Genomic DNA, 20,825 nt, shown 5'->3' on the forward strand with positions numbered 1-20,825 from the left:
CAGGTGTCGAACGGAACTGTCAGGCTGGCCGTGGCCTATAGGACATGGCGCGCCCGATGTAACCCCCGGTCGGTGCGAAATGCGTGCATGATGTCGAGCCGCTTCGTTGCCATGCCGGTCACGATCAGCGGCGACCAAAACCGGGGCGGCGTGGTCCGTGATGGTGCGGGCGTTGCGGGGTCGGCTCGCGCGGCGCATCGGTGCTGCTGCCCGGCGCCGCCCGGTCGCCGGCGGCCCGCTCCCCGCCATCGGCGGCCGGCCCGATCGGAGTGACGACCTGATGCTTTGCGAGCGCGGTCGGAGAGGGTTCGGACGTGAAGGCGACGCCGCATTCCTGTCCGCGGATCCACCGCCGCGCGCAGTCGATCTGGATGCCGTCGACGGGAATGTGCAGGATGAAGCGTTCGGGAATGATCGCCATCGCCTCGAACTTCAGCCGGGCGCCGGTATCGGAAAGGTCACGGATCACGCATGCGATCGCGCTCGTCTGCGGGTTTTCCTGAGCGAAACCTTGTTTGAGCACGCGCTGGCGCCTCGTCGCGCGCTTGTGCTCATTGTCCGTATCACCGAAATCGTCGCTCGGAGGGTCGGCCAAGTCCTCTGCCTCGGGTCGGAAATGTGATCGATTCGGGACCATGATTAGCGCCTGCCTTACGCTACGGCAAGACGATCGCCGCGCGTCCGCGGGTACGACGGGTCTTGTCAGCCCGCCGCCCCGGCAAGGAACGCGGCCGTCTGGTCGTCTGCCGGAAAGAACAGTTCGAGCTTGACGTCGGCAAGCGCCATGTCCTCGGCCGAGCCGAAATGGCTGATCGTCGAAAAAAGCGACAGCACCCGTCCACCAAGCCGCAGCCGCATCGCGATGAAAGGCGGCATCGTCGCGCCCGCGGGCACATCGCGCTTGGGCAGCACCGCTTCGAGCCGTGCGGCGGCCGCATCGAGATCCGCATCGCCACCAAGGTGGAGGGCTTCGGTGCGCAACCTCAAGACGATATGCCAGGCGACCTCGCGCCAGTTCTCGATCAACGTTTCGAGGCGGGCGGGGTCGCTGAACAGGCCGAGAAGATCGGCCGGCGTTCCGTCGATGCCGGCGCCGGCGAGCATGGCCCTGGCCGGACCGTTCGCGCACACGACCTGCCAGCGGCGGTCCAGCGCGAGGCCGGGGTAGGGCGCATGGCGTTCGAGCATCCATGCGATCGCCGCGCGCACCGGGCCCATTTCCGCATCGTCAAGCGGCCGGGCTGCATAGGCGGAGGCGAAGCCGGCAGCGTTGAGGAGCGTGTTGCGGGCCGCATGCGGCACGCCGAGAAACTCCGACAGATGGACGACCATCGTTCGGCTCGGCCGCGCCCGCCCGGTTTCCAGAAACGAGATGTGGCGGGCCGACACGTTGGCCATCAGGGCAAGGTCGAGCTGGCTTACCCGCCGCCTTTGCCGCCAGCTTCGCAGCATCGGTCCGAAACCGGTCTCGGCGGCGACGGGCGTGATCGTCTCCAAACGGCATCTCCCGGGCGAGGCGTTGCGCGACATTAGCGCGCCAGGCCGCACCGGTCACTTACCTGCCGGGTAATTGCGGGGCGTCGCCAGACGGCGATAGGCCGGGCGCATTCAACCCAAGGAGGTGGCAATGATCGTCAATGTCAGTCTGCTCAAGTTCGGTGCCGTGCTGCTCATCGGCTTCGGCGTCCTGTTCGTCCTGTCGGTCTGGCCCCCGCTGGCCGTGCCGCTGACTCTGCTGGTCGACCTTTTCGCCTGGCCGCTCGATGGCGGGCAGACCCTTGCGGCCGAAGCGACGCGGCTCGCGCTCGCGATCGGCGGCGGCGTGCTCGCCGGGTGGGGCGCGATGATCTGGCTGATCGCCACGCACCTTGGCGAACGCGAGCCGGAACTGGCGCGCAGCCTCGTGCTCGGCCCGGTGGTGGTCTGGTTCGTGCTCGACTGTCTGGGCTCCGTCGCCGCCGGCGTGCCGCTCAACGTGCTGCTGAACATCGGCTTTCTGGCGCTGTTCTTCGCCGCGTTCCGTGGCGCGGCCAAGCCCCGGCAGGCTTAGGTTCCGGCAGTTTGGGGGCTTTGACGACGGCCTGCTCGCGGCCGTCGCCTCAGCGCTCGGCGAGGGCGGGTTCGCCCCGGCGGGCGCGGATCAGGTTGGCAAAGCGCTTGAACAGATAGTGGCTGTCCTGAGGGCCGGGCGAGGCCTCAGGATGGTGCTGGACGGAGAAGACCGGCTTGCCGTCCACCGCGATGCCGCAGTTCGATCCGTCAAACAGCGACACATGGGTCTCGGTGACGCCGCCGGGCAGGCTGTCGCCGTCGACGGCGAAGCCGTGGTTCATCGAGACGATCTCGACCTTGCCGGTGGTGTGATCCTTGACCGGATGGTTGGCGCCGTGATGGCCCTGGTGCATCTTCACGGTCTTGCCGCCTAGCGCCAGCGCCAGCATCTGGTGGCCAAGGCAGATGCCGAACAGCGGAATGCCGGTCTCGATCAGCTTGCCGATCACCGGGACGGCATATTCGCCCGTCGCGGCGGGATCGCCCGGCCCGTTGGACAGGAAGATGCCATCGGGCTCGTGCGCCAGCACCTCCTCGGCGGTCGAGGAGGCCGGCATCACGGTCACCTTCGCGCCGAGCCCAGACAGAAGCCGCAGAATGTTGCGCTTGACGCCATAGTCGATGGCGACGATGTGCATCGTCGGTTCGTCGGCCGCGCCATAGCCTTCATCCCATACCCAGGGCGTCTCGCTCCATGACGCGCTCTGACCCGAGGTCACCTCCTTGGCAAGGTCCAGGCCGACGAGCCCGCTCCAGCCGGCGGCCCGCGCCTTGAGCGCCTCGATGTCGAATTCGCCGGAGGGCTCGTGCGCGATCACCGCGTTTGGCACGCCGTTAGCCCGGATGTGCGCCGTCAGTGCGCGCGTGTCGATGCCGGAAAGCCCGATGATGCCGCGCGCCTTCAGCCAGGCGTCGAGATGGCCGGTCGACCGGTAGTTGGAGGGTTCGGTGATCGATGCCTTGAACACCGCGCCGACCGCGCCGGCACGCCGCGCCGGGGTCAGGTCCTCGATGTCCTCGTCATTGGCGCCGACATTGCCGATGTGCGGGAAGGTGAAGGTGACGATCTGGCCCGCATAGGACGGATCGGTCAGGATCTCCTGATAGCCGGTCAGCGCCGTGTTGAAGCAGACCTCGGCTTCGACGGCACCGGTGGCGCCGAAACCCTTGCCTTCGAGCACCGTGCCGTCAGCCAGCACCAGGACCGCGGTCGCAGGTTCCGTGCTCCAAGGCGCGGGCGCGCCGCTTCCATCGATCGCAGACATCATGGTCACACTCTTTGCAGGGCCGTGGCGGGGTCATTCCGGCGGTGGCTTGCCGACATCGCTCGCAAACACCATATTGAGCGCGAACGCAACCGAACCCCGTCCTCGCCAGTTGGTGACGCGGCGTCAGCGTTCAAGGCCCGCGCGGGCAGCGCGCGAAGAAGATGGCGGTCGCGCAAAATGTGGATCGTCGAGTTTTGTCAATTGAAATCAAGGCTTTGTCAGTTGGATTGGAGGCTTGCATGGCGCAGGCGCCCCGGCTATCCTTCACGAAGCTTTACCGGGAGTTCGACATGCGTGAAGCCATTCATGCTGCGTTGAAGGAAGCTCAGAGTTCACAGGACAAATGCCGGATATCGGTGCTGCGGCTGATCGCGGCAGCGGTCAAGGACCGCGATCTTGCCAATCGCAATGCGGGCAAGGATCCGGTCTCCGACAAGGAAATCCTGAACATCCTCGCCAAGATGATCGAACAGCGCAAGGCGTCGGCCGGCGACTACGAACAGTCCGGCCGGCTCGAACTGGCCGATCAGGAACGCTACGAATCGAAGGTGATCGCCGAATTCCTGCCCGCCCAGTTGGGCGAGGACGAGGTCAAGCAGGCCTGTGCCGCGGTCGTCGAGGACACCGGCGCCGAGGGCCTGCGCGACATGGGCAAGTGCATGAACAAGCTCAAGAAGCAGTTCCCCGGCCAGATGGACTTCACCAAGGCTTCAGGCATCGTGCGCGGCATGCTGCGCTGAGGCCGGCCGCGGCTGTGGACAAGTAGAACCCGTTTGCATGCCGGCGCCCGCGCCCCTTAAGTAAACCCTGATTGAAGCCCGGCCCGCTTGGTGGCACGGGCAGAACCCTTGCCGGGGCGGATAGCCGTGCGCTTCTCACAGTCCTTTCTTGATGAAGTCCGCGACCGCGTTCCGATCTCGGACGTGATCGGCCAGCGCGTCACCTGGGACAAGCGCAAGACCAACACGTCTCGTGGCGACTACTGGGCCTGCTGCCCGTTCCACGGCGAGAAGACGCCGAGCTTTCACTGCGAGGACAGGAAAGGCCGCTACCACTGCTTCGGCTGCGGCGTTTCCGGAGACCATTTCCGCTTTCTGACCGAACTCGACGGCATGGCCTTTCCGGAGGCCGTCGAGCGGGTCGCGGCGATGGGTGGTGTCGCCCTGCCGGCGCCCGATCCGGAGGCCGAGAAGCGCGAGCGCCAGCGCGCCACCCTTTATGACGTCATGGAGGAGGCTGCGAAGTTCTTCGAGACCCAGCTTCAGATGCAGGCCGGCGCCGCCGCCCGCGCCTATCTGCGCGACCGCGGACTGACCCCGCCGACGATCGGCAAGTTCCGCCTTGGTTATGCGCCGGGCAGTCGCAACGCGCTCAAGAGCCATCTGGCCGAAAAGGGCGCGACGAAAGAGCAGATCGAGCAATGCGGGCTTGTCGTGCACGGCGAGGACATCGCGGTTTCCTATGACCGGTTCCGCGACCGCATCATGTTCCCGATCGAGGACGCGCAGGGCCGCGTGATCGCCTTCGGCGGCCGTGCCATGTCTGCCGACGTGCCGGCCAAGTACATGAACTCGCCCGAGGGTCCGCTCTTCCACAAGTCGGATGTGCTCTACAATTTCCGCCGCGCGCGCCAGGCGGCCGCCCGTGGCGGCACGATCGTCGCGGTCGAGGGCTATATGGACGTGATCGCCCTTGATCAGGCCGGTTTCGGCAATGCGGTTGCCCCGCTCGGCACGGCGCTGACCGAGAGCCAGCTCGCCAGGATCTGGCGCGTGACCGGAGAGCCGGTGCTGTGCTTTGACGGCGACCAGGCGGGCCTCCGCGCCGCCTACCGAACGCTTGAACTGGCCTTGCCGGAACTCAAGCCCGGCCGGACCGTCCGCTTTGCGCTTCTGCCAGACGGCAAGGACCCCGACGATCTCGTCGGCGAGGGCGGCGGCGAAGCGTTCGAGGCGGTGATGAGCCAGGCGCGCACCGCCGCGGACATGCTCTGGCTGCGCGAGACTGGCGGGCGCAGTTTCGACACGCCCGAACGGCGCGCCCAGCTCGAAGCATCGCTGCGCGAGGCGACCGGCCGTATCGGCGACGAAAGCGTCCGCCGTCACTATGCGCAGGACATGCGCGAGCGCACCGACGCCTTCTTCGGCGTCCCGGACAGGTCTGGCCGTTCCGACCGGTCCGGCGCAGGGAGGGGCCAGCCCGGCCGGCCGGCGCGCGGCCGCCTTGCCGTCTCCGAACGGCTTACCCGCTCCCGGTTGCTGGCGCCCAAAGCATCCAACGATGCCATTCCGCTGCGCGAGGCCGCGCTCCTCAGCGCGGTGATGTGCCACCCCGACCTGATGGCCGACCATTTCGATGCGTTCACCGGCCTCGTGTTCGACAGTGCGAACCTTGGTGCCCTGCGCGGCGCCTTGCTGGAGGCGCAGGCCGAAACGGGCGCACGCCAGCGCGCCGAGCTTCTGGCGCATTCCGCATGCAGGGCACACGCGTCCACGATCGAGGCCGTCGATGCCGCCGTCCGTCGTGCCCGTCTCTGGGTGTTCACGCAGGAGGCGGCCTACGAGGACGCCCGCCATGCGTTCGCGCAGGCCATGCAACTGCACGCACGTTCGCGCGGCCTGTCGCGCGAACTGCGGGCGGCCGAGGCGGCGCTTGCCGACGATCCCACCGAAGTCAATTACAACCGGCTCGTTTCGGTGCAGCAGAAGCTGCGCCAGGAGCAGGGTCTCGACGCGCTGATCGAAGGTTTCGGCATGCCCTCGGGGCGGCCGGTCAAGAGTTTCTGACCTTCGCCGGACCGCGTTTTTTTCCGCCCGACTCGCTTGACGGGCGCAAAAAACGCGGGAATCAGCTCAATTGGGGAAGTTTGCGCGCACGGCCGGGATTGGAATCTGGCCCGCGATGACTATCTCACCGGCTAGTCATGGAATTCAGCGGGCTCGGGGACAGCTGAAGCATTACGGTTAATCGGCGATTAAGCACGGCCCGCTAGGTGATGGAATCGGGTCTTCCCGGGCCGCGTTCGAACCGACGGCGCCAAGGGCGCGCAGGATGGCGCAGCACATGCGTCCATCATGGAGTAAAGGCAATCAATGGCGACCAAAGAAAAAGAGAACAGCGAAGCTGAAGCGCCGGCAGAGGCGGGACCCGATGGTCCGCTTCTGGACCTGAGCGCGGACAGCGTCAAGAAGCTCATCCGGACCGCCAAGAAGCGCGGCTATGTCACCATGGACGAGCTCAATGCCGTGTTGCCCTCGCAGGAGGTGACCTCCGAGCAGATCGAGGACACCATGGCGACGCTCTCGGACATGGGCATCAACGTCATCGAGGATGACGAGGTCGAACAGAACGACGACGACGAGGGCAGCACCTCCACCGAGGTCACCACCTCGACCGGCTCCGCCGTCGCCACGACCGCCAAGAAGAAGGAACCGACCGACCGGACCGACGATCCGGTGCGGATGTATCTGCGCGAGATGGGCGCGGTGGAACTGCTGTCGCGCGAGGGCGAGATCGCCATCGCCAAGCGCATCGAGGCCGGCCGCGAGACGATGATCGCCGGGCTCTGCGAAAGCCCGCTGACCTTCCAGGCGATCATCATCTGGCGTGACGAGTTGCTCGAGGGCAACATCCTCCTGCGCGACATCATCGATCTGGAGGCCACCTATGCCGGCCCCGAGGCCAAGCAGGCGCCGAAGGTGCCCACGCCCGAGGAGATCGAGCAGGCCCGCAAGGAGCGCGAGGAGAAGGAACGCGCCCTGCGCCAGCCGCGCCGCCACGACGACATCACCGATGTCGGCGGCGAGGGGCAGGAAGAGGACGACGACGAGGAAGACGAGGTCAACCTGTCGCTGGCGGCCATGGAGGCCGAGCTGCGCGACGACGTCATGGCCTCGTTCGACAAGATCGCCAGCATCTATGCCAAGCTGCGCAAGCTGCAGGACCAGCAGGTCGAGAACGCGCTCGCCGACGGCGAGATGCTGACCTCCTCGCAGAAGCGCCGCTACAAGCAGCTCCAGGACGAACTGATCGAGCAGGTCAAGCTGCTGTCGCTCAACAACCAGCGCATCGACGCGCTGGTCGAGCAGCTCTACGCGATCAACAAGCGCCTGATGCAGAACGAGGGCAAGCTGCTTCGCCTCGCCGAAAGCTACGGCGTCGGCCGCGAGGAGTTCCTCAAGCAGTACCAGGGCACCGAACTGGACCCGAACTGGCTCGAGGGCGTCGGCAAGCTCGGCTCGCCCGCCTGGTCGGAGTTCTCCGCCAAGGAGCGCGCCCGCGTCGCCGAAATCCGCGCCGAAATCCAGGAACTGGCCACCGAGACCGGCATCTCGATCCCCGAGTTCCGGCGGATCGTCAACCGCGTCCAGAAGGGCGAGCGCGAAGCTTCGATCGCCAAGAAGGAAATGGTCGAGGCGAACCTGCGGCTCGTCATCTCGATCGCCAAGAAATACACCAACCGCGGCCTGCAGTTCCTCGACCTGATCCAGGAAGGCAACATCGGCCTGATGAAGGCGGTCGACAAGTTCGAGTATCGCCGCGGCTACAAGTTCTCGACCTATGCGACCTGGTGGATCAGGCAGGCGATCACCCGCTCGATCGCCGACCAGGCCCGCACGATCCGCATTCCGGTGCACATGATCGAGACGATCAACAAGATCGTGCGCACGTCCCGGCAGATGCTGCACGAGATCGGCCGCGAACCGACGCCCGAGGAACTGAGCGAAAAGCTCGCCATGCCGCTCGAAAAGGTGCGCAAGGTCCTCAAGATCGCCAAGGAACCGATCAGCCTCGAAACGCCGGTCGGCGACGAGGAAGACAGCCATCTGGGCGACTTCATCGAGGACAAGGGCGCGGTTCTGCCCATCGACGCGGCGATCCAGGCGAACCTGCGCGAGACGACGACGCGTGTGCTCGCCTCGCTCACCCCGCGCGAGGAGCGCGTTCTGCGCATGCGCTTCGGCATCGGCATGAACACCGACCATACGCTGGAAGAAGTCGGCCAGCAGTTCTCGGTGACCCGCGAGCGCATCCGCCAGATCGAGGCCAAGGCGCTGAGAAAACTCAAGCACCCGAGCCGCTCCCGGAAACTGCGCAGCTTCCTCGATCAGTGATCGTTCGACGAACCCGGCCATCGGCCGGGTTCTTCATTTTGCGGGATGTGGTAGGATCGCCCCATGAACATCCGCGTCACAGATGCCGCCGAGGGGCTCAAGCGCCGTGCCTTCACGGTCGATGACATCTGGCGCATGGTCGAGACTGGCATCATCGCTCCCGGCGAACGCTTCGAACTGATCGGCGGGGAGATCGTGCCCATGTCGCCCAAGGGGATCCGCCATGAGCGGTTCAAGGCCTGGTTGAACAGGCAATTGGTCAAAGGCCTGCCCGATCACCTGATGACGATCCCCGAGACGACCTTCTACCTGTCCGACGACACGTTCATCGAACCGGACTTCGTCGTCTATCCGGCCGACAGCGGGCTGGAGAGGCTGTCGCCCGAAACCTGCCTGCTTGCCGTCGAGATCGCCGACTCGTGGCTTGCCTACGATCTCGGCCGCAAAGCGCGCCTTTATGCCGAGTTCGGCATCGGTGAGTTGTGGGTCTTCGATGTCAACGACATGGCCATCACCATCCATCGCGACCCCGCAAACGAAGCCTTTGCCTCGATCGAACGGACGGGCTTCGACACCCGCTTGACGCCGGCCCGGCTCGACGGATTCGCGCTCGATCTTTCGGATTATCGCGGCGGCTAATCGGTCGGCTCGTCCGCTGCGAGGATCGTGGCCAGGCTTTCCCGGACGCCAACGATTTCATCCCGCCCGAGACGCCCTGCCACGCGGATGATCCGGGAGGCCTCGATCACTGCGATCTTCGCCGCCCTGATGCGCGAGGGAACGGGCAGGCCGCAGGCGGCATGGTCGGTGATCTCGGTATCACCGGGCCATTGCTGGCTGGTCGAGGTGATCATGACGACCCACGTAAGCCCCGTTGCGCGATGAAACGCATCGTTCGACACGACAAGCGCCGGACGGCGTTTCTCGGCGAGGCGATCGGCATAGGGAAACGGCAGGACGACGACATCCCATTGCGCCGCGATAACGTCATAGGCCTTCATAGGCCTTGTCGTCTTCGGCGCTGGACCACTCGGTGAAGACGGCGAACGGATCGTCCTCGGCACTGCCGGCCTTCTCAATGACGATGCCGGCTAGCGTCTTTCGGTAGCGAAGGCGGTCGCCGGGCTTGAGCCCGAGCAGGTCACGCACCTGGCGCGGGATGACCGTCTGGCTCTTCGACGTGATTTTCGAGAAGACTGAAGTCATGACGGTAAGATAGCTTACCGTCTTACTCAGTTCAATCGCCCGACACCTGCACGGGTGGTAACCGCCAATCGATCGGCGTTAGGCCCTGTTGCTCGAGAAACCGGTTCGCCTGCGAGAACGGCCTGGAGCCGAAAAAGCCGTTGTGCGCAGAAAGCGGCGAGGGATGCGGCGCTTTCAGGACGAGATGCCTGGACCGGTCGACGAACGCCGCTTTCTTCTGCGCGTACGAGCCCCACAGGATGAAGACGGCGGGCGTCTCGCGTGCGTCGACAAGCCGGATCACCGCATCCGTGAAGCGCTCCCAACCGCGTCCGCGATGGCTGGCTGCCTGATGCGCCTCGACCGTCAGCACTGCATTGAGCAGCAGAACGCCCTGTCCGGCCCAGTGCTCGAGATTGCCATGGTCCGGCGGCGCGATGCCGAGATCGTCCTGCAATTCCTTGTAGATGTTGACGAGCGAGGGCGGGATGCGCACGCCCGGCCGCACCGAAAAGCACAGGCCATGCGCCTGTCCCGGCCCGTGATAGGGGTCCTGGCCCAGGATCACGACGCGCACCTTGTCGAGCGGTGTTGCGTCGAGCGCGTGGAACCATTCACCGCCGGGCGGAAAGATGCGTTTGCCCGCAGCCTTCTCGGCAACGAGAAACCGTTTGAGATCGGCCATGTAGCCGCTTTCGAACTCGTCCCTGAGCGGCTCGCGCCAGCTTTCGTCCAGCTTGATGTCGGCCATTGTGCGCATCCTGGTCCCCGGGTCATAGTGCGACCGAACGTCGATCCAAGCCAACCGGCCCCGCAGCCTGTCGGCCGAATTCCACAGCCAAACCATGCCGCTCGATCAGCTGACCATCCAGACAACCGGCCCGGGCCTTTACGAATTCACCGACCGGGTGGAGGATTTCGTGCGCGGCCAGGCCGCAAGCGACGGGCTGCTGACGGTCTTCGTGCGGCATACTTCGTGCTCGTTGCTGATCCAGGAGAATGCCGACCCGGACGTCCAGCGCGACCTGCAGGCGTTCTTTTGCCGGCTCGCGCCCCCGACCAGCGATCCGGCGATGGACTTCATCGTCCACCGGGCCGAGGGGCCTGACGACATGCCCGCCCATATCCGCGCCGCGCTGACCCAGACCTCGCTCGGCATTCCGGTCGCCGACGGCCGGATGTTGCTTGGGACCTGGCAGGGCCTCTATCTGTTCGAGCATCGCGACCGTCCGCACCGTCGCCAGATCGTGCTGCATCTGGCCGCTGACGCACCGTGAAACCGATGCTATATTCACCTCCATGACCGTGCATGTGACCCAAGCCGCCGAAGGCCTGCCGCGCCGCCCCTTCACCATCGCCGATGTCGAGCGGATGGTGGAGATCGGCGTGATCGGCCGCGACGAGCGGTTCGAACTGATCGGCGGGGAGATCGTGCCGATGTCGCCCAAGGGTATCCGCCACGAGCGGTTGAAGCAGTGGCTCGCCACGTGGCTCTACACGAACCTGACGCCCGACTATCAAGTCATCCCGGAGACCACCTTCCGCCTGTCGGACGACACCTATCTGCAGCCCGATTTCATCGTCTACGGCAAGGACACCGATCTGGCCGATCTGCGCGGCGACACCTGCCTTCTGGCCATCGAGATCGCCGATTCCAGCCTTGCCTACGATCTCGGCCACAAGCCGGCGATCTATGCCGGCTTCGGCGTGCGCGAGATGTGGGTGATCGACGTCAGGAGCCTTCAGACCCACGTCCACCGCGACCCGACGCCGACCGGCTATCGCACCGTCTTTCAAAGGTCGCCCGAGGATCGCCTGACCGCCCTGGCAATCCCGGGCCATGTATTGATGCTCGCCGGCTACGCCTGATCAGGCCGGACGCGGCACCTTCGGCACCCCGTACTGGCATTCGAGCGCCTCGCGGTCCCAGTTGCCGTGGTCGGCAGCGGCGACATAGGTGCTGTCAAGGAAATCAAGTAGTACGGCGTCGGGATCGGGCGCGGCGCGCACCGCCGCATAGGGCAGCACGAACTCCTGCAACTGGTCGTGCCAGTATCCCTGCTCGGGCGCGATTTCCGCCCCGGCCATCCCATCGGGTGTCGGGTAGGCGTAGGAGAAGAACATCGCTTCCTCGACGCCGTTGCCGCCCGGCCAGAAGCCGGCGGACGAGACCTCGTGCGAATAGGCTTCGCGGGTCACGGCGTCCGGCAAGGCGGGAAATCCGCCCGGATGCGGTGGAGCATCGCGGCCCGAAAAACGCGTCACCGCAAGATCGAAGCTGCCCCAGAAGAAATGCACCGGCGAGACCTTGCCCAGGAAGCCCGACCGGAAGCGGGTGAACACACGCACGATGTCGACCATCGACCGCCAGAAGTCGGCGGCCTGGTCGGGGTCGTAGGCACCCGGTTCGGTCTGATCGGAGAACGGCACCGGGTCCGGCACCTCGTTCGGGCTTCCGTGAAAGTCCGACGGCGCGCCGGCCTGCTTAAGCGCCGCAATGAAGGCGGCATGGAACTGCGCGACCGGCATGGGCTCGAGCGGCACGGTCGCCACCGCGCCTTCGGTGCTCGTCACCGTCAGCCGATGGTCGAGGAAATCGAACCGAACCTCGAACCCGGCCGCCGGTGTCGTCACCAGCGAAGTCGTCAGCCCTCGGGCGTCGACATAGAGCGGCACCTGCCAGGAATGGTTCACCCACGGCGTGTTGGCGAGGCGGAACTTGCCGACCATCTGGGTCCACATGTGAAGGCTTTGCCCGGTCGGGGCAAAGGCTGGATAGTCGAGGTCGGGCCAGGCTGACATGGTCATCTCCAGTGGAACGAGGTTACGCTACGACCGGCGCTGCGCCACGGCAAACTGCCGCGATAACGCAGTTGTTATCGGCCGCCGTGCGGGATGCGGCGATCTCCGCCATGTTGGCAACAGATTCAGCGCGTTATACGGTCCCGATTGTTCAATCTCAGGAGACTTCGCCGATGGCCGCTGCGCACGTTCTTTCCCGCCGTTCGACCCTCGCCGCCCTTGCCGGTGCGCCGCTCGCCCTTTCGGTGTTCGGCCTTCCGGCATTCGCCCAGTCGGCTCCTCAGCCGGAAGGCGAGGTCGACATGGAAAAACTGCTCGAGCCCGGCCCGCTTCCCGAGATGGTCAAGGGCGATGCCGATGCGCCCGTGACGATCGTCGAATATGCCTCGATGACCTGCGGTCACTGCGCCAACTTCCACAACAATGCCTGGCCAGAACTGAAGGAAAAGTACGTCGACACCGGCAAGGCGCGCCTCGTGCTGCGCGAATTCCCGTTCGACCCGCGCGCCGCAGCTGCCTTCATGCTCGCTCGCTGCGCCCCCAACGACGGCTATTTCCCGATGATCGACGTGCTGTTCAAGCAGCAGGCACAGTGGGCGCGTGCCGAAAATGCCCGCCAACCGCTCGAAAACATCGCCAAGCTGGCCGGTTTTACACAAGAGAGCTTCGAGGCATGCTTGACCGACCAGCAGCTTCTGAATGATGTCAATGCCATTCGCCAGCGCGGTGCCGAGGAATTCGGCGTCAATGCGACGCCCACATTCTTCATCAACGGCAGCAAGTACACCGGAGCGCTCTCGGTTGAAGAGATGTCGGCCATCATCGATCCGCTCCTCTGAGGGCCTCTGGGCGCCCCCCGGCCTGCATGGCGGGGGCGCTTGAAATGCGTTTTGAGAAGCTGCGCCTGACGGGCTTCAAGAGCTTCGTCGAACCGACCGAATTCATCATCGAAGGTGGGCTGACCGGCGTTGTCGGCCCGAACGGCTGCGGCAAGTCGAACCTTGTCGAGGCGCTGCGCTGGGTGATGGGCGAAAGCTCATACAAGAACATGCGTGCCTCGGGGATGGACGACGTCATCTTCTCGGGCTCGGCCACGCGCCCTTCGCGCAACATGGCCGAGGTCTCGCTGTTCCTCGACAATGCCAGTCGCACCGCGCCCGCCGCCTTCAACGAAGACGACAAGCTGCAGGTCACCCGCCGCATCGAGCGCGAGGCGGGGTCGGCCTACAAGATCAACGGCCGCGACGCGCGCGCCCGCGACGTCCAGCTTCTGTTCGCCGACCAGTCGACCGGCGCCCGCTCGCCCTCCATGGTCGGGCAGGGGCGCATCGGCGAACTGATCCAGGCCAAGCCACAGGCCCGCCGGGCGCTGCTCGAGGAAGCCGCCGGCATCTCCGGGCTGCATTCGCGTCGGCACGAGGCCGAACTGCGCCTGCGTGCCGCCGAGACCAATCTCGAACGGCTCGACGATGTGGTCGCCGAACTCGAAAGCCAGATTGAAAGCCTCAAGCGTCAGGCCCGCCAGGCCAACCGGTTCCGCACGCTGTCGCGCGACATCCGCGCCGCCGAGGCAACGTTGCTGCACCTGAAGTGGGCGCAGGCGAAGACCGTCGAGGCCGATGCCCAGTCGGCCCTGTCGGCCGCCACCGCTCAGGTTGCAGAGCGTGCGCAGCAGCAGATGGAGGCTGCCCGACTTCAGGCCATCGCCCAGAAGGCCCTGCCACCTCTTCGCGAAGCCGAGGCCGAGACGGCCGCCGCCCTTCAGCGCTTGACCATCGCGCGCGACCAGATCGACGCCGAGGTCGAGCGGCTGGCCGCCCGCAGGCGCGAATATGAGCAGCGCCTCGAACAGCTCGGCGCGGACATGGCGCGCGAACGCCGGCTGACCGAGGAAAATGCCGGCATGGTCGCCGCGCTCGACGCGGAGAACGCCGAACTTGTCACGGCCGAAGAGGGCGAGGAGGCGCGTGAAGCCGAACTGGCCGGCAAGGTCGAGCAGGCGCGGCAGGCGCTCGAGAAGAGCGAGGCCGAACTGGCGCGGGCGACCGAGGCGCGTGCCGAGACGGCGGCCCTGCGTACCCAGCTCGAGCGCCGCATCCGCGAGACGACCGAACGCCGCGATCGGCTGACACGCGATCGCGAGCGCGCCAAGGCCGAATTGGAAGCGATCGGAGCGCGTATCGCCACGCTGGCCGACCCCGCCGAGAAGCAGGCCGCGGTGGAGACGGCGGATGCGGGCGTCGCGACCGCCGAGCGCGGCGTGAGCGAGGCCGAGCAGGCCGTCCAGACGGCCCGTGCCGCCCAGAGCGCGCTGCAGCCCGACCTTGCGGCCGCACGCGACGCGCTGTCGGCGCTCGAGGCCGAAGCGCGGACCATCGCCAGGCTGCTCAATGCCGGTGATGCGGGCCTGTTTCCCGGCGTCATCGAATCGCTTGCGGTCTCCAAGGGCTATGAGACCGCGCTTGGCGCGGCGCTTGGTGACGATCTCGAAGCGTCGCTGGATGCTTCAGCCAGCGTTCACTGGGCCGGCGCCGAGATCGCCGAGGGCGACCCGCGCCTGCCGGACGGATGCACGCCGCTTGCCGACCATGTGCGCGGCGCGCCCGCTCTTGCGCGCCGGCTGGCGCAGATCGGAATCGTCGCCGACGACGAGGAGGGGGCCGCGCTTGCCGAAGCCCTGCGGCCGGGGCAGCGGCTCGTCACGCGCGAGGGCGCGCTGTGGCGCTGGGACGGCTATCGCGCGGCCACCGATGCGCCGACCGCTGCCGCGCAGCGGCTCGCCCACAAGAACAGGCTCGCCGAACTTGAAGGCGAAATCGAAAACGCCCGCCAAAGGCTCGATGCCCTGAAGGCCGGCGCATCCACCGCCGAAGCGGAAACCGCCGCCGCCGTTGCGGCCGAAAAGGCGGCCCGTGAAGCCGTCCGCAAGGCGCAGGGCGACGCCCGTGCCGCCCGCGAGGCGCTCGCCGAAGCCGAGCGCGCGTCCGGCGAGCTGGCCCGGCGTCGCGCCGTCCTCGACGAGAACCGGCAGCGGCTGGACGCCGACCATGCCGAGGCCGTGGCGGTGCTCGCCGAAGCCGAATCCGCGCTCGCCGCCGAGCCGGATGTTTCCGGGCTCGACGCGGAGATCGGGCGGATCCAGTCGGTCGTCGCCACGGACCGGGCCGCGCTGGCCGAGGCCCGCGCCGACCATGGCGGCGTGGCGCGGGAGCGGCAGGCCCGCCGGCAGCGCCTTGCGGCGATCGAACGCGAGCGCGCCAACTGGGTCGCCCGCGCCGCCGGCGCCGAGCAACAGATCGAGGCGCTGGCAACGCGCGAGACAGAGACGCGCGAGGCGCTCGCCGCGATCGCCGATGCGCCCGACGAGCAGGCCGCAAGGCGTCGCGAACTGGTCCGGCAAATCGAAAAGGCCGAAAAGGCGCGTGCCGAAGCCGGCGACGCGCTCGCCCGCGCCGAGACCGAGGCGCGCGACGCCGACAAGGAAGCGACGGATGCGATCACGGCGATGGCCGAGGCGCGCGAGACGCGTGCGCGTGCCGAAGAGCGCCTTTCCGCCGCAAGCGAACGACGCGCCGATGCCGAAATCCGGATCGCCGAGACGCTCAACTGCGCCCCGCATGAGGCTTTCGCCGCGACGGGACTGGGGCCCGGCGAACCGCTTCCCGACATGGAACCGCTGGAGAAGAAGCTCGACCGGCTGAGGGTCGAGCGCGAGCGGCTCGGCGCGGTCAATCTGCGCGCCGAGGAGGAGCAGACGGAACTGACCGAACGCCATGCCGCGCTGACCGGCGAACGCGACGATGTCATCGCCGCCATCGCCGAACTGCGCTCGGCCATCTCGGCGCTCAACAAGGAGGGCCGCGAGCGCCTTCTGGCTGCTTTCGACGTGGTCCAGGACCACTTCACCCGCCTGTTCACGCATCTGTTCGGCGGCGGCACGGCCGAACTGCAGCTTGTCGAGAGCGACGACCCGCTCGAGGCGGGCCTCGAAATCATGGCTCGGCCGCCCGGCAAGAAGCCGCAGACGATGACGCTGCTTTCGGGCGGTGAGCAGGCGCTGACCGCGATGGCGCTGATCTTTGCGGTCTTCCTGACCAACCCGGCCCCGATCTGCGTGCTCGATGAGGTCGACGCGCCCCTCGATGATCACAATGTCGAACGCTTCTGCGACCTGATGGACCAGATGGTCGCCCAGACCGACACGCGTTTCGTGCTGATCACCCACAATCCGATCACCATGGCGCGGATGAACCGCCTGTTCGGCGTGACCATGGCCGAACAGGGCGTCAGCCAGCTCGTCTCGGTCGATCTGGGCACGGCCGAGGAGCTGCGCGAGGCCAGCTGATCGCCTTGTCGAAAAGACCGATGGCGCCCGATGGTGCAATGCGGTAACAAGGCGCCCTTGAGGAGGGCGGCGTGGACAGCAGCGTCACCAACAGGCTGGTCTATCCGTTCGCGCCGGGCATGACGCCCCAGGCGGCGTGCGACGAGACGCTGCTTGGTGGCAAGGGTGCAAGCCTTGCCGAAATGAGCCGCGTCGGCCTGCCGGTGCCGCCGGGCTTCACCATCACGACGCAAGTCTGCCGCGCCTATCTGAGCACCGGCCGCACCTATCCGGAGGGTTTGCGCGAGGAGGTCGAAACGTCCCTTGCCGCCGTTGCCGAAGCCGCCGGCAAGACCTTCGGCGCCGGCCCCGACCCGTTCCTCGTCTCGGTCCGCTCCGGTGCGCCGGTCTCGATGCCCGGCATGATGGACACCATTCTCAATCTGGGGCTGAACGACGAAACGGTCGAAGCGCTCGCCGACCGCACCGGCGACGCCCGCTTCGCCTATGACAGCTACAGGCGTTTCATCCAGATGTACGGGACCGTGGTGATCGGCGTCGAGCATGCCCTGTTCGAGGATATTCTCGACGAGGCGCGCGAGGCGGCCGGTGTCGACCGCGACGACCGGCTCGATGCCGATGCGCTGCGGGCCGTGGTCGCGCGCTACAAGCAGGCGATCGAGACGGACATGGATGACCCGTTCCCCCAGGACGTCCATGACCAGCTCTGGGGGGCGATCGGCGCGGTGCTCGAAAGCTGGAACAACCCGCGCGCCGTCACCTTCCGCGCGCTGCACGCCATTCCCGACGAATGGGGCACGGCGGTTACGGTGCAGGCGATGGTCTTCGGCAATTCGGGCGACAACTCGGCCACCGGCGTCGCCTTCACGCGCCATCCCTCGACCGGCGAGAAGCGCGTGTTCGGCGAATACCTTGTCAACGCCCAGGGCGAGGACGTGGTCGCCGGGCTCAGAACGCCGGACCCGCTCCTGCCGAACGGCCATCAGGCGGGCCGGTCGATGAGCGAACACATGCCAGAGGCTTTCACCCAGCTTGTCCAACTGGGCGACAGGCTTGAAGCGCATTTCGGCGACATGCAGGACATCGAGTTCACCGTCGACGACGGCCGCCTGTGGCTGCTGCAGACGCGCGCCGGCAAGCGCACCGTCGACGCGGCCATCAGGATCGCCGTCGATCTGGCCGGCGAGGGCACGATCGCCCGCGACGATGCGGTGCTGCATGTCGATCCATCCTCGCTCGACAAGCTGCTGCACCCGTCCATCGACCCCGACGCCAAGCGCCAGCTTTTCGCGCGCGGTCTGCCGGCGTCGCCCGGCGCTGCGGCCGGCACGGTCGTCTTCTCGTCCGCCGCTGCCGAAACCGCGATGGGCGAGGGGCGCCCGGTCATCCTGGTGCGTCCCGAAACGAGCCCCGACGACATCCACGGCATGGCCGCCGCCGAAGGCATCGTGACCACGCGCGGCGGCATGACCTCGCATGCCGCGGTCGTCGCGCGCGGCATGGGCAAGCCGGCGATCACCGCCGCCTCGGCGATCCGCATCGACCCCGACCGCCGCTCGATGCGCGCCGGAACGGTGACGGTGCGCGAGGGGGACTGGCTGACGCTCGACGGGGCCGCCGGCGAGGTGCTCCTTGGCCAGTTGCCAATGGTGCAGCGGCCGCTGTCGGGCGATTTCGCCACGCTGATGGAATGGGCCGACGGCGCCCGGCGCATGGCCGTTCGCGCCAATGCAGACGGGCTCACCGACGCCGAGGCGGCGCTCGGCTTCGGCGCCGAGGGCATCGGCCTGGTGCGCACCGAGAACATCTTCCTTGAAGGCGACGGCCTGCAGGTCATGCGCGAGATGATCATGGCCCCGGACGAGCGCGCCCGGCGCTTCGTGCTCGAGCGGCTGCTGCCCGTCCACCGCGACAATTTCGTCTCGCTGTTCGAGAAGATGGCGGGCCTTCCGGTCTGTATCCGCCTGCTCGATCCGCCCCTGCACGAGTTCCTGCCGCGCGAGGCGGCCGAACTCGATCGCGTGGCGGCCGAAATGGGTCTTCCCGCCGACGAGTTGCGGCGCCGGGCGGACGAACTGCACGAGATAAACCCGATGCTGGGCAACCGGGGCGCCCGGCTTGCGATCTGCTATCCCGAAATCGCCGAGATGCAGACGCGCGCGGTCATCGAAGCGGCGATCATCGCCGGCCGGCGCAGCGATGCGCCGGTGGTGCCCGAGATCGTCGTGCCGCTGGTCGCCTACTATGCCGAACTGCGCCATCTGCGCGAACGGATCGACGCCATCGCCGCCGACGTGAAGGCGCGCCACGGCAGCGACATCAAGCATCTGGTCGGCTGCATCATCGAATTGCCTCGTGCGGCGATCCGCGCCGACCTGATCGCCGGTGCGGCGGACTTCTTCTCGTTCGGCACCAACGATCTGACGCAGACGACGCTCGGCATCTCGCGCGACGACGCCGCCCATTTCCTGTCGCGCTACCTCACCGAGGGCATCATCGAGCGCGATCCGTTCATCAATCTGGACCGCGAAGGCGTCGGGGAGGTCATTCGCATGGCGACCGACAAGGGTCGCGGCGCCCATCCGGGCATCGTCACCGCCATCACCGGCGAGCACGGCGGCGATCCCGAATCGATCGCCTTCTGCGAGCAGATCGGCCTCGATTACGTCTCCTGCTCGCCCTATCGCGTGCCGGTCGCACGGCTGGCGGCCGCCCAGGCGGCGATCCGCGCGCGACGCGGCGAACTGGCCTGATTGGTCTACACCGTCATCAGATCGAACCAGGCGCGGGCGACGTCGGCGGCGTGGTCCAGACAATCGCAGCGCCGGTCGATGGTGATGGTCGACCCGTCCGCGCCGAGCGTGACGAAGGCGAACTCCGGCTCCGCAGCCTTACCCTCGCGCCATCCGGCGGCGGCGACGCGCTGCGCCTCGTCGGTTCCGAACACGGGCAGGTTGAACAGAAAGGCGACGCCGCAATCGGCGCACGCATTGCGCACGGCCGCTTCGAAGCCCTCGACGCGGATATCCTGCGCGCCGAGCGCGAGTTCCAGTTCGACATGCTTGAGTGCCGGCCCGCCGGCCTGCGTGCCCGCTTGCGCCGGGCGATCCAGTACGCGCGTATCCATCGTGCTTCCTCCAACGCCGCCCCCGGCAACCCTACACTCGGCGCGCGGCGTGGCGATTTTCTGGCATCGCCCGCTGCATTGTTTAACTTTGCACGACAAGGCGGTAACGCTGCGTGAGACCGGGGCGCCGACGGCGCCCGCCAACCGGGGAGCCCGATGCTGCTGCTGACCGCCGATCTGCCGAGTCGCCGCGAATCGCGCAGCGCCCGCGCAGCGCTCTCGCTGGCCGTCTTCCTTCCGGTGCTCGCAGGCCTTTCGATTCTGGCCCATCGCGGCGGCGTGATCGACACCAGAGCCTTCCTCATTCTGATCGCGCTTTGCGGGCTGATCTGTCTCTCCGGGCTCGGCCTGATCGCGTTCGGCCTGCGAAGCCTTTGGACGCACGGAACGCGTGGCGGCCGCCGGCTGTCATGGGCGCTGTTCCTGTTCATGCCCTTCATCGTGCTCTACCTCGTCGCCGCCCTTGCCTATCTCGTCCGGCCGACCCTTGCCGATGTGTCGACCGATCTGATCAATCCGCCCCTGTTCGCCTCGGAAATGCGCACAAGCGGCGCCAATGCATCGGCGCTGGTCGCCGGCCGGCTGCAAGACGGCTATCCCGATATTCTGGGTGTGCGGTTCAAGGCGCCGCTCGACGCGACGCGTGAAGTGATCACGCAGGTCGCCGCCGATATGGGGTGGCGGCGCGTGCGCCAGCGCGGGCGCATCGGCGCGGACAATGATCTGTTCATCGAGTACGAGCACCGGACGCCGGTTCTCGCCATGCCCGTCGACATCGTCATTCGTGCGACGGACGAGGGCGAGACCACCTTCGTCGACATCCGCGCACGCATGCCGGACGTGCCGCACGATCTGGGCGTCAGCGCCGGGCTGATCGCACGCTTCATGGCCGATCTGGACTATGCGATGATCGGCATCGCCGAGCCGTAGGC

At 66.9% G+C, this 20,825-nt stretch carries 19 protein-coding genes; 11 read left to right on the plus strand and 8 right to left on the minus strand.

The genetic code is table 11. The annotated features are described in order from the left end of the window. Positions 1 to 124: 124 nt before the first annotated feature. The gene (locus E0E05_RS05070) at positions 125 to 595 is read right to left on the minus strand and encodes a PilZ domain-containing protein (RefSeq protein WP_131615730.1); all 471 of its coding nucleotides are present in this window, start codon (positions 593 to 595) and stop codon (positions 125 to 127) included. Positions 596 to 702: 107 nt separating this feature from the next. Then, entirely contained in the window at positions 703 to 1,497 is a 795-nt protein-coding gene (locus E0E05_RS05075; RefSeq protein WP_210215762.1) for a helix-turn-helix domain-containing protein, read from the minus strand. 130 nt (positions 1,498 to 1,627) lie between these two features. Between E0E05_RS05075 and E0E05_RS05080 the strand changes: the two genes are divergently transcribed. Continuing rightward, positions 1,628 to 2,050, plus strand: a complete 423-nt coding sequence (locus E0E05_RS05080; RefSeq protein WP_131615732.1) for a hypothetical protein — start codon at positions 1,628 to 1,630, stop codon at positions 2,048 to 2,050. 49 nt (positions 2,051 to 2,099) lie between these two features. Here the strand turns inward: E0E05_RS05080 and carA are convergent, their stop codons facing one another. Then, complete coding sequence (carA, locus tag E0E05_RS05085) at positions 2,100 to 3,320, minus strand: glutamine-hydrolyzing carbamoyl-phosphate synthase small subunit (RefSeq protein ID WP_244597946.1); 1,221 nt, start codon at positions 3,318 to 3,320, stop codon at positions 2,100 to 2,102. A 290-nt stretch (positions 3,321 to 3,610) separates the two neighbouring features. Between carA and E0E05_RS05090 the strand changes: the two genes are divergently transcribed. From E0E05_RS05090 to E0E05_RS05105, 4 genes are all read left to right on the plus strand, one after another. Continuing rightward, positions 3,611 to 4,060 carry a GatB/YqeY domain-containing protein gene (locus E0E05_RS05090; RefSeq protein WP_131615733.1) on the plus strand — a complete coding sequence of 150 codons (450 nt, stop codon included), beginning with the start codon at positions 3,611 to 3,613 and terminating at the stop codon, positions 4,058 to 4,060. Positions 4,061 to 4,186: 126 nt separating this feature from the next. Continuing rightward, complete coding sequence (gene dnaG / locus E0E05_RS05095) at positions 4,187 to 6,106, plus strand: DNA primase (protein WP_131615734.1); 1,920 nt, start codon at positions 4,187 to 4,189, stop codon at positions 6,104 to 6,106. Positions 6,107 to 6,412: 306 nt separating this feature from the next. Next, positions 6,413 to 8,434 carry an RNA polymerase sigma factor RpoD gene (gene rpoD / locus E0E05_RS05100; protein ID WP_131615735.1) on the plus strand — a complete coding sequence of 674 codons (2,022 nt, stop codon included), beginning with the start codon at positions 6,413 to 6,415 and terminating at the stop codon, positions 8,432 to 8,434. Between the two features lie 63 nt (positions 8,435 to 8,497). Beyond that, on the plus strand, positions 8,498 to 9,073 hold the full coding sequence (locus tag E0E05_RS05105) for a Uma2 family endonuclease (protein ID WP_131615736.1): 576 nt from the start codon (positions 8,498 to 8,500) through the stop codon (positions 9,071 to 9,073). Here the strand turns inward: E0E05_RS05105 and E0E05_RS05110 are convergent. The 3 genes from E0E05_RS05110 to ung are packed head-to-tail and all read right to left on the minus strand — an operon-like array spanning position 9,070 to position 10,370. Beyond that, a complete protein-coding gene (locus E0E05_RS05110; RefSeq protein WP_131615737.1) occupies positions 9,070 to 9,435 on the minus strand; it encodes a type II toxin-antitoxin system PemK/MazF family toxin in 366 nt (121 codons plus the stop codon). The genes E0E05_RS05105 and E0E05_RS05110 overlap by 4 nt on opposite strands. Further along, positions 9,422 to 9,640, minus strand: coding sequence for an AbrB/MazE/SpoVT family DNA-binding domain-containing protein (locus E0E05_RS05115; RefSeq protein ID WP_131615738.1), 219 nt, complete (start codon positions 9,638 to 9,640; stop codon positions 9,422 to 9,424). Before E0E05_RS05115 ends, E0E05_RS05110 begins: the two co-directional genes overlap by 14 nt. A 31-nt stretch (positions 9,641 to 9,671) precedes the next feature. Continuing rightward, positions 9,672 to 10,370, minus strand: coding sequence for a uracil-DNA glycosylase (gene ung, locus E0E05_RS05120; protein ID WP_131615739.1), 699 nt, complete (start codon positions 10,368 to 10,370; stop codon positions 9,672 to 9,674). Positions 10,371 to 10,464: 94 nt separating this feature from the next. Between ung and E0E05_RS05125 the strand changes: the two genes are divergently transcribed. Both E0E05_RS05125 and E0E05_RS05130 read left to right on the plus strand, forming a co-directional pair. Next, positions 10,465 to 10,896, plus strand: a complete 432-nt coding sequence (locus E0E05_RS05125) for a secondary thiamine-phosphate synthase enzyme YjbQ (protein ID WP_131615740.1) — start codon at positions 10,465 to 10,467, stop codon at positions 10,894 to 10,896. Positions 10,897 to 10,930: 34 nt separating this feature from the next. Then, positions 10,931 to 11,488 carry a Uma2 family endonuclease gene (locus E0E05_RS05130; RefSeq protein WP_210215763.1) on the plus strand — a complete coding sequence of 186 codons (558 nt, stop codon included), beginning with the start codon at positions 10,931 to 10,933 and terminating at the stop codon, positions 11,486 to 11,488. Here E0E05_RS05130 and E0E05_RS05135 read toward each other — a convergent pair whose 3' ends face one another. Continuing rightward, a complete protein-coding gene (locus E0E05_RS05135) occupies positions 11,489 to 12,421 on the minus strand; it encodes a DUF5996 family protein (RefSeq protein ID WP_131615742.1) in 933 nt (310 codons plus the stop codon). A gap of 173 nt (positions 12,422 to 12,594) precedes the next feature. Between E0E05_RS05135 and E0E05_RS05140 the strand changes: the two genes are divergently transcribed. The 3 genes from E0E05_RS05140 (at position 12,595) to ppdK (ending at position 19,519) form a co-directional block, all read left to right on the plus strand. Next, positions 12,595 to 13,260 (plus strand): DsbA family protein, encoded by a 666-nt coding sequence (locus E0E05_RS05140; RefSeq protein WP_131617903.1) that lies wholly within the window; start codon positions 12,595 to 12,597, stop codon positions 13,258 to 13,260. Between the two features lie 44 nt (positions 13,261 to 13,304). Further along, the gene (gene smc / locus E0E05_RS05145) at positions 13,305 to 16,766 is read left to right on the plus strand and encodes a chromosome segregation protein SMC (RefSeq protein WP_131615743.1); all 3,462 of its coding nucleotides are present in this window, start codon (positions 13,305 to 13,307) and stop codon (positions 16,764 to 16,766) included. 119 nt (positions 16,767 to 16,885) lie between these two features. Further along, positions 16,886 to 19,519: a pyruvate, phosphate dikinase gene (gene ppdK, locus E0E05_RS05150; protein WP_131617904.1), complete on the plus strand. Its 2,634-nt coding sequence runs from the start codon at positions 16,886 to 16,888 to the stop codon at positions 19,517 to 19,519. Positions 19,520 to 19,524: 5 nt separating this feature from the next. Here the strand turns inward: ppdK and E0E05_RS05155 are convergent, their stop codons facing one another. Continuing rightward, a complete protein-coding gene (locus E0E05_RS05155) occupies positions 19,525 to 19,893 on the minus strand; it encodes a hypothetical protein (RefSeq protein ID WP_131615744.1) in 369 nt (122 codons plus the stop codon). A 156-nt stretch (positions 19,894 to 20,049) separates the two neighbouring features. Here E0E05_RS05155 and E0E05_RS05160 point away from each other — a divergent pair, with 156 nt between their 5' ends. Beyond that, entirely contained in the window at positions 20,050 to 20,823 is a 774-nt protein-coding gene (locus E0E05_RS05160; RefSeq protein WP_131615745.1) for a DUF1499 domain-containing protein, read from the plus strand. Positions 20,824 to 20,825 lie beyond the last annotated feature (2 nt).

It is taken from the genome of Roseitalea porphyridii (genome assembly GCF_004331955.1).
Lineage (GTDB): Bacteria > Pseudomonadota > Alphaproteobacteria > Rhizobiales > Rhizobiaceae > Roseitalea > Roseitalea porphyridii.

What these genes read in the sequence shown, in the direction of transcription:
- E0E05_RS05090 (WP_131615733.1), top strand. Translation starts at nt 3,611, where the DNA reads ATGCGTGAAGCCATTCATGCTGCGTTGAAGGAAGCTCAGAGTTCACAG.
- E0E05_RS05115 (WP_131615738.1), bottom strand. Translation starts at nt 9,640, where the DNA reads ATGACTTCAGTCTTCTCGAAAATCACGTCGAAGAGCCAGACGGTCATC.
- rpoD (WP_131615735.1), top strand. Translation starts at nt 6,413, where the DNA reads ATGGCGACCAAAGAAAAAGAGAACAGCGAAGCTGAAGCGCCGGCAGAG.
- E0E05_RS05135 (WP_131615742.1), bottom strand. Translation starts at nt 12,421, where the DNA reads ATGTCAGCCTGGCCCGACCTCGACTATCCAGCCTTTGCCCCGACCGGG.
- E0E05_RS05125 (WP_131615740.1), top strand. Translation starts at nt 10,465, where the DNA reads ATGCCGCTCGATCAGCTGACCATCCAGACAACCGGCCCGGGCCTTTAC.
- carA (WP_244597946.1), bottom strand. Translation starts at nt 3,320, where the DNA reads ATGATGTCTGCGATCGATGGAAGCGGCGCGCCCGCGCCTTGGAGCACG.
- E0E05_RS05155 (WP_131615744.1), bottom strand. Translation starts at nt 19,893, where the DNA reads ATGGATACGCGCGTACTGGATCGCCCGGCGCAAGCGGGCACGCAGGCC.
- E0E05_RS05140 (WP_131617903.1), top strand. Translation starts at nt 12,595, where the DNA reads ATGGCCGCTGCGCACGTTCTTTCCCGCCGTTCGACCCTCGCCGCCCTT.
- ppdK (WP_131617904.1), top strand. Translation starts at nt 16,886, where the DNA reads ATGACGCCCCAGGCGGCGTGCGACGAGACGCTGCTTGGTGGCAAGGGT.
- ung (WP_131615739.1), bottom strand. Translation starts at nt 10,370, where the DNA reads ATGGCCGACATCAAGCTGGACGAAAGCTGGCGCGAGCCGCTCAGGGAC.
- E0E05_RS05080 (WP_131615732.1), top strand. Translation starts at nt 1,628, where the DNA reads ATGATCGTCAATGTCAGTCTGCTCAAGTTCGGTGCCGTGCTGCTCATC.
- E0E05_RS05105 (WP_131615736.1), top strand. Translation starts at nt 8,498, where the DNA reads ATGAACATCCGCGTCACAGATGCCGCCGAGGGGCTCAAGCGCCGTGCC.
- E0E05_RS05160 (WP_131615745.1), top strand. Translation starts at nt 20,050, where the DNA reads ATGCTGCTGCTGACCGCCGATCTGCCGAGTCGCCGCGAATCGCGCAGC.
- smc (WP_131615743.1), top strand. Translation starts at nt 13,305, where the DNA reads ATGCGTTTTGAGAAGCTGCGCCTGACGGGCTTCAAGAGCTTCGTCGAA.
- E0E05_RS05110 (WP_131615737.1), bottom strand. Translation starts at nt 9,435, where the DNA reads ATGAAGGCCTATGACGTTATCGCGGCGCAATGGGATGTCGTCGTCCTG.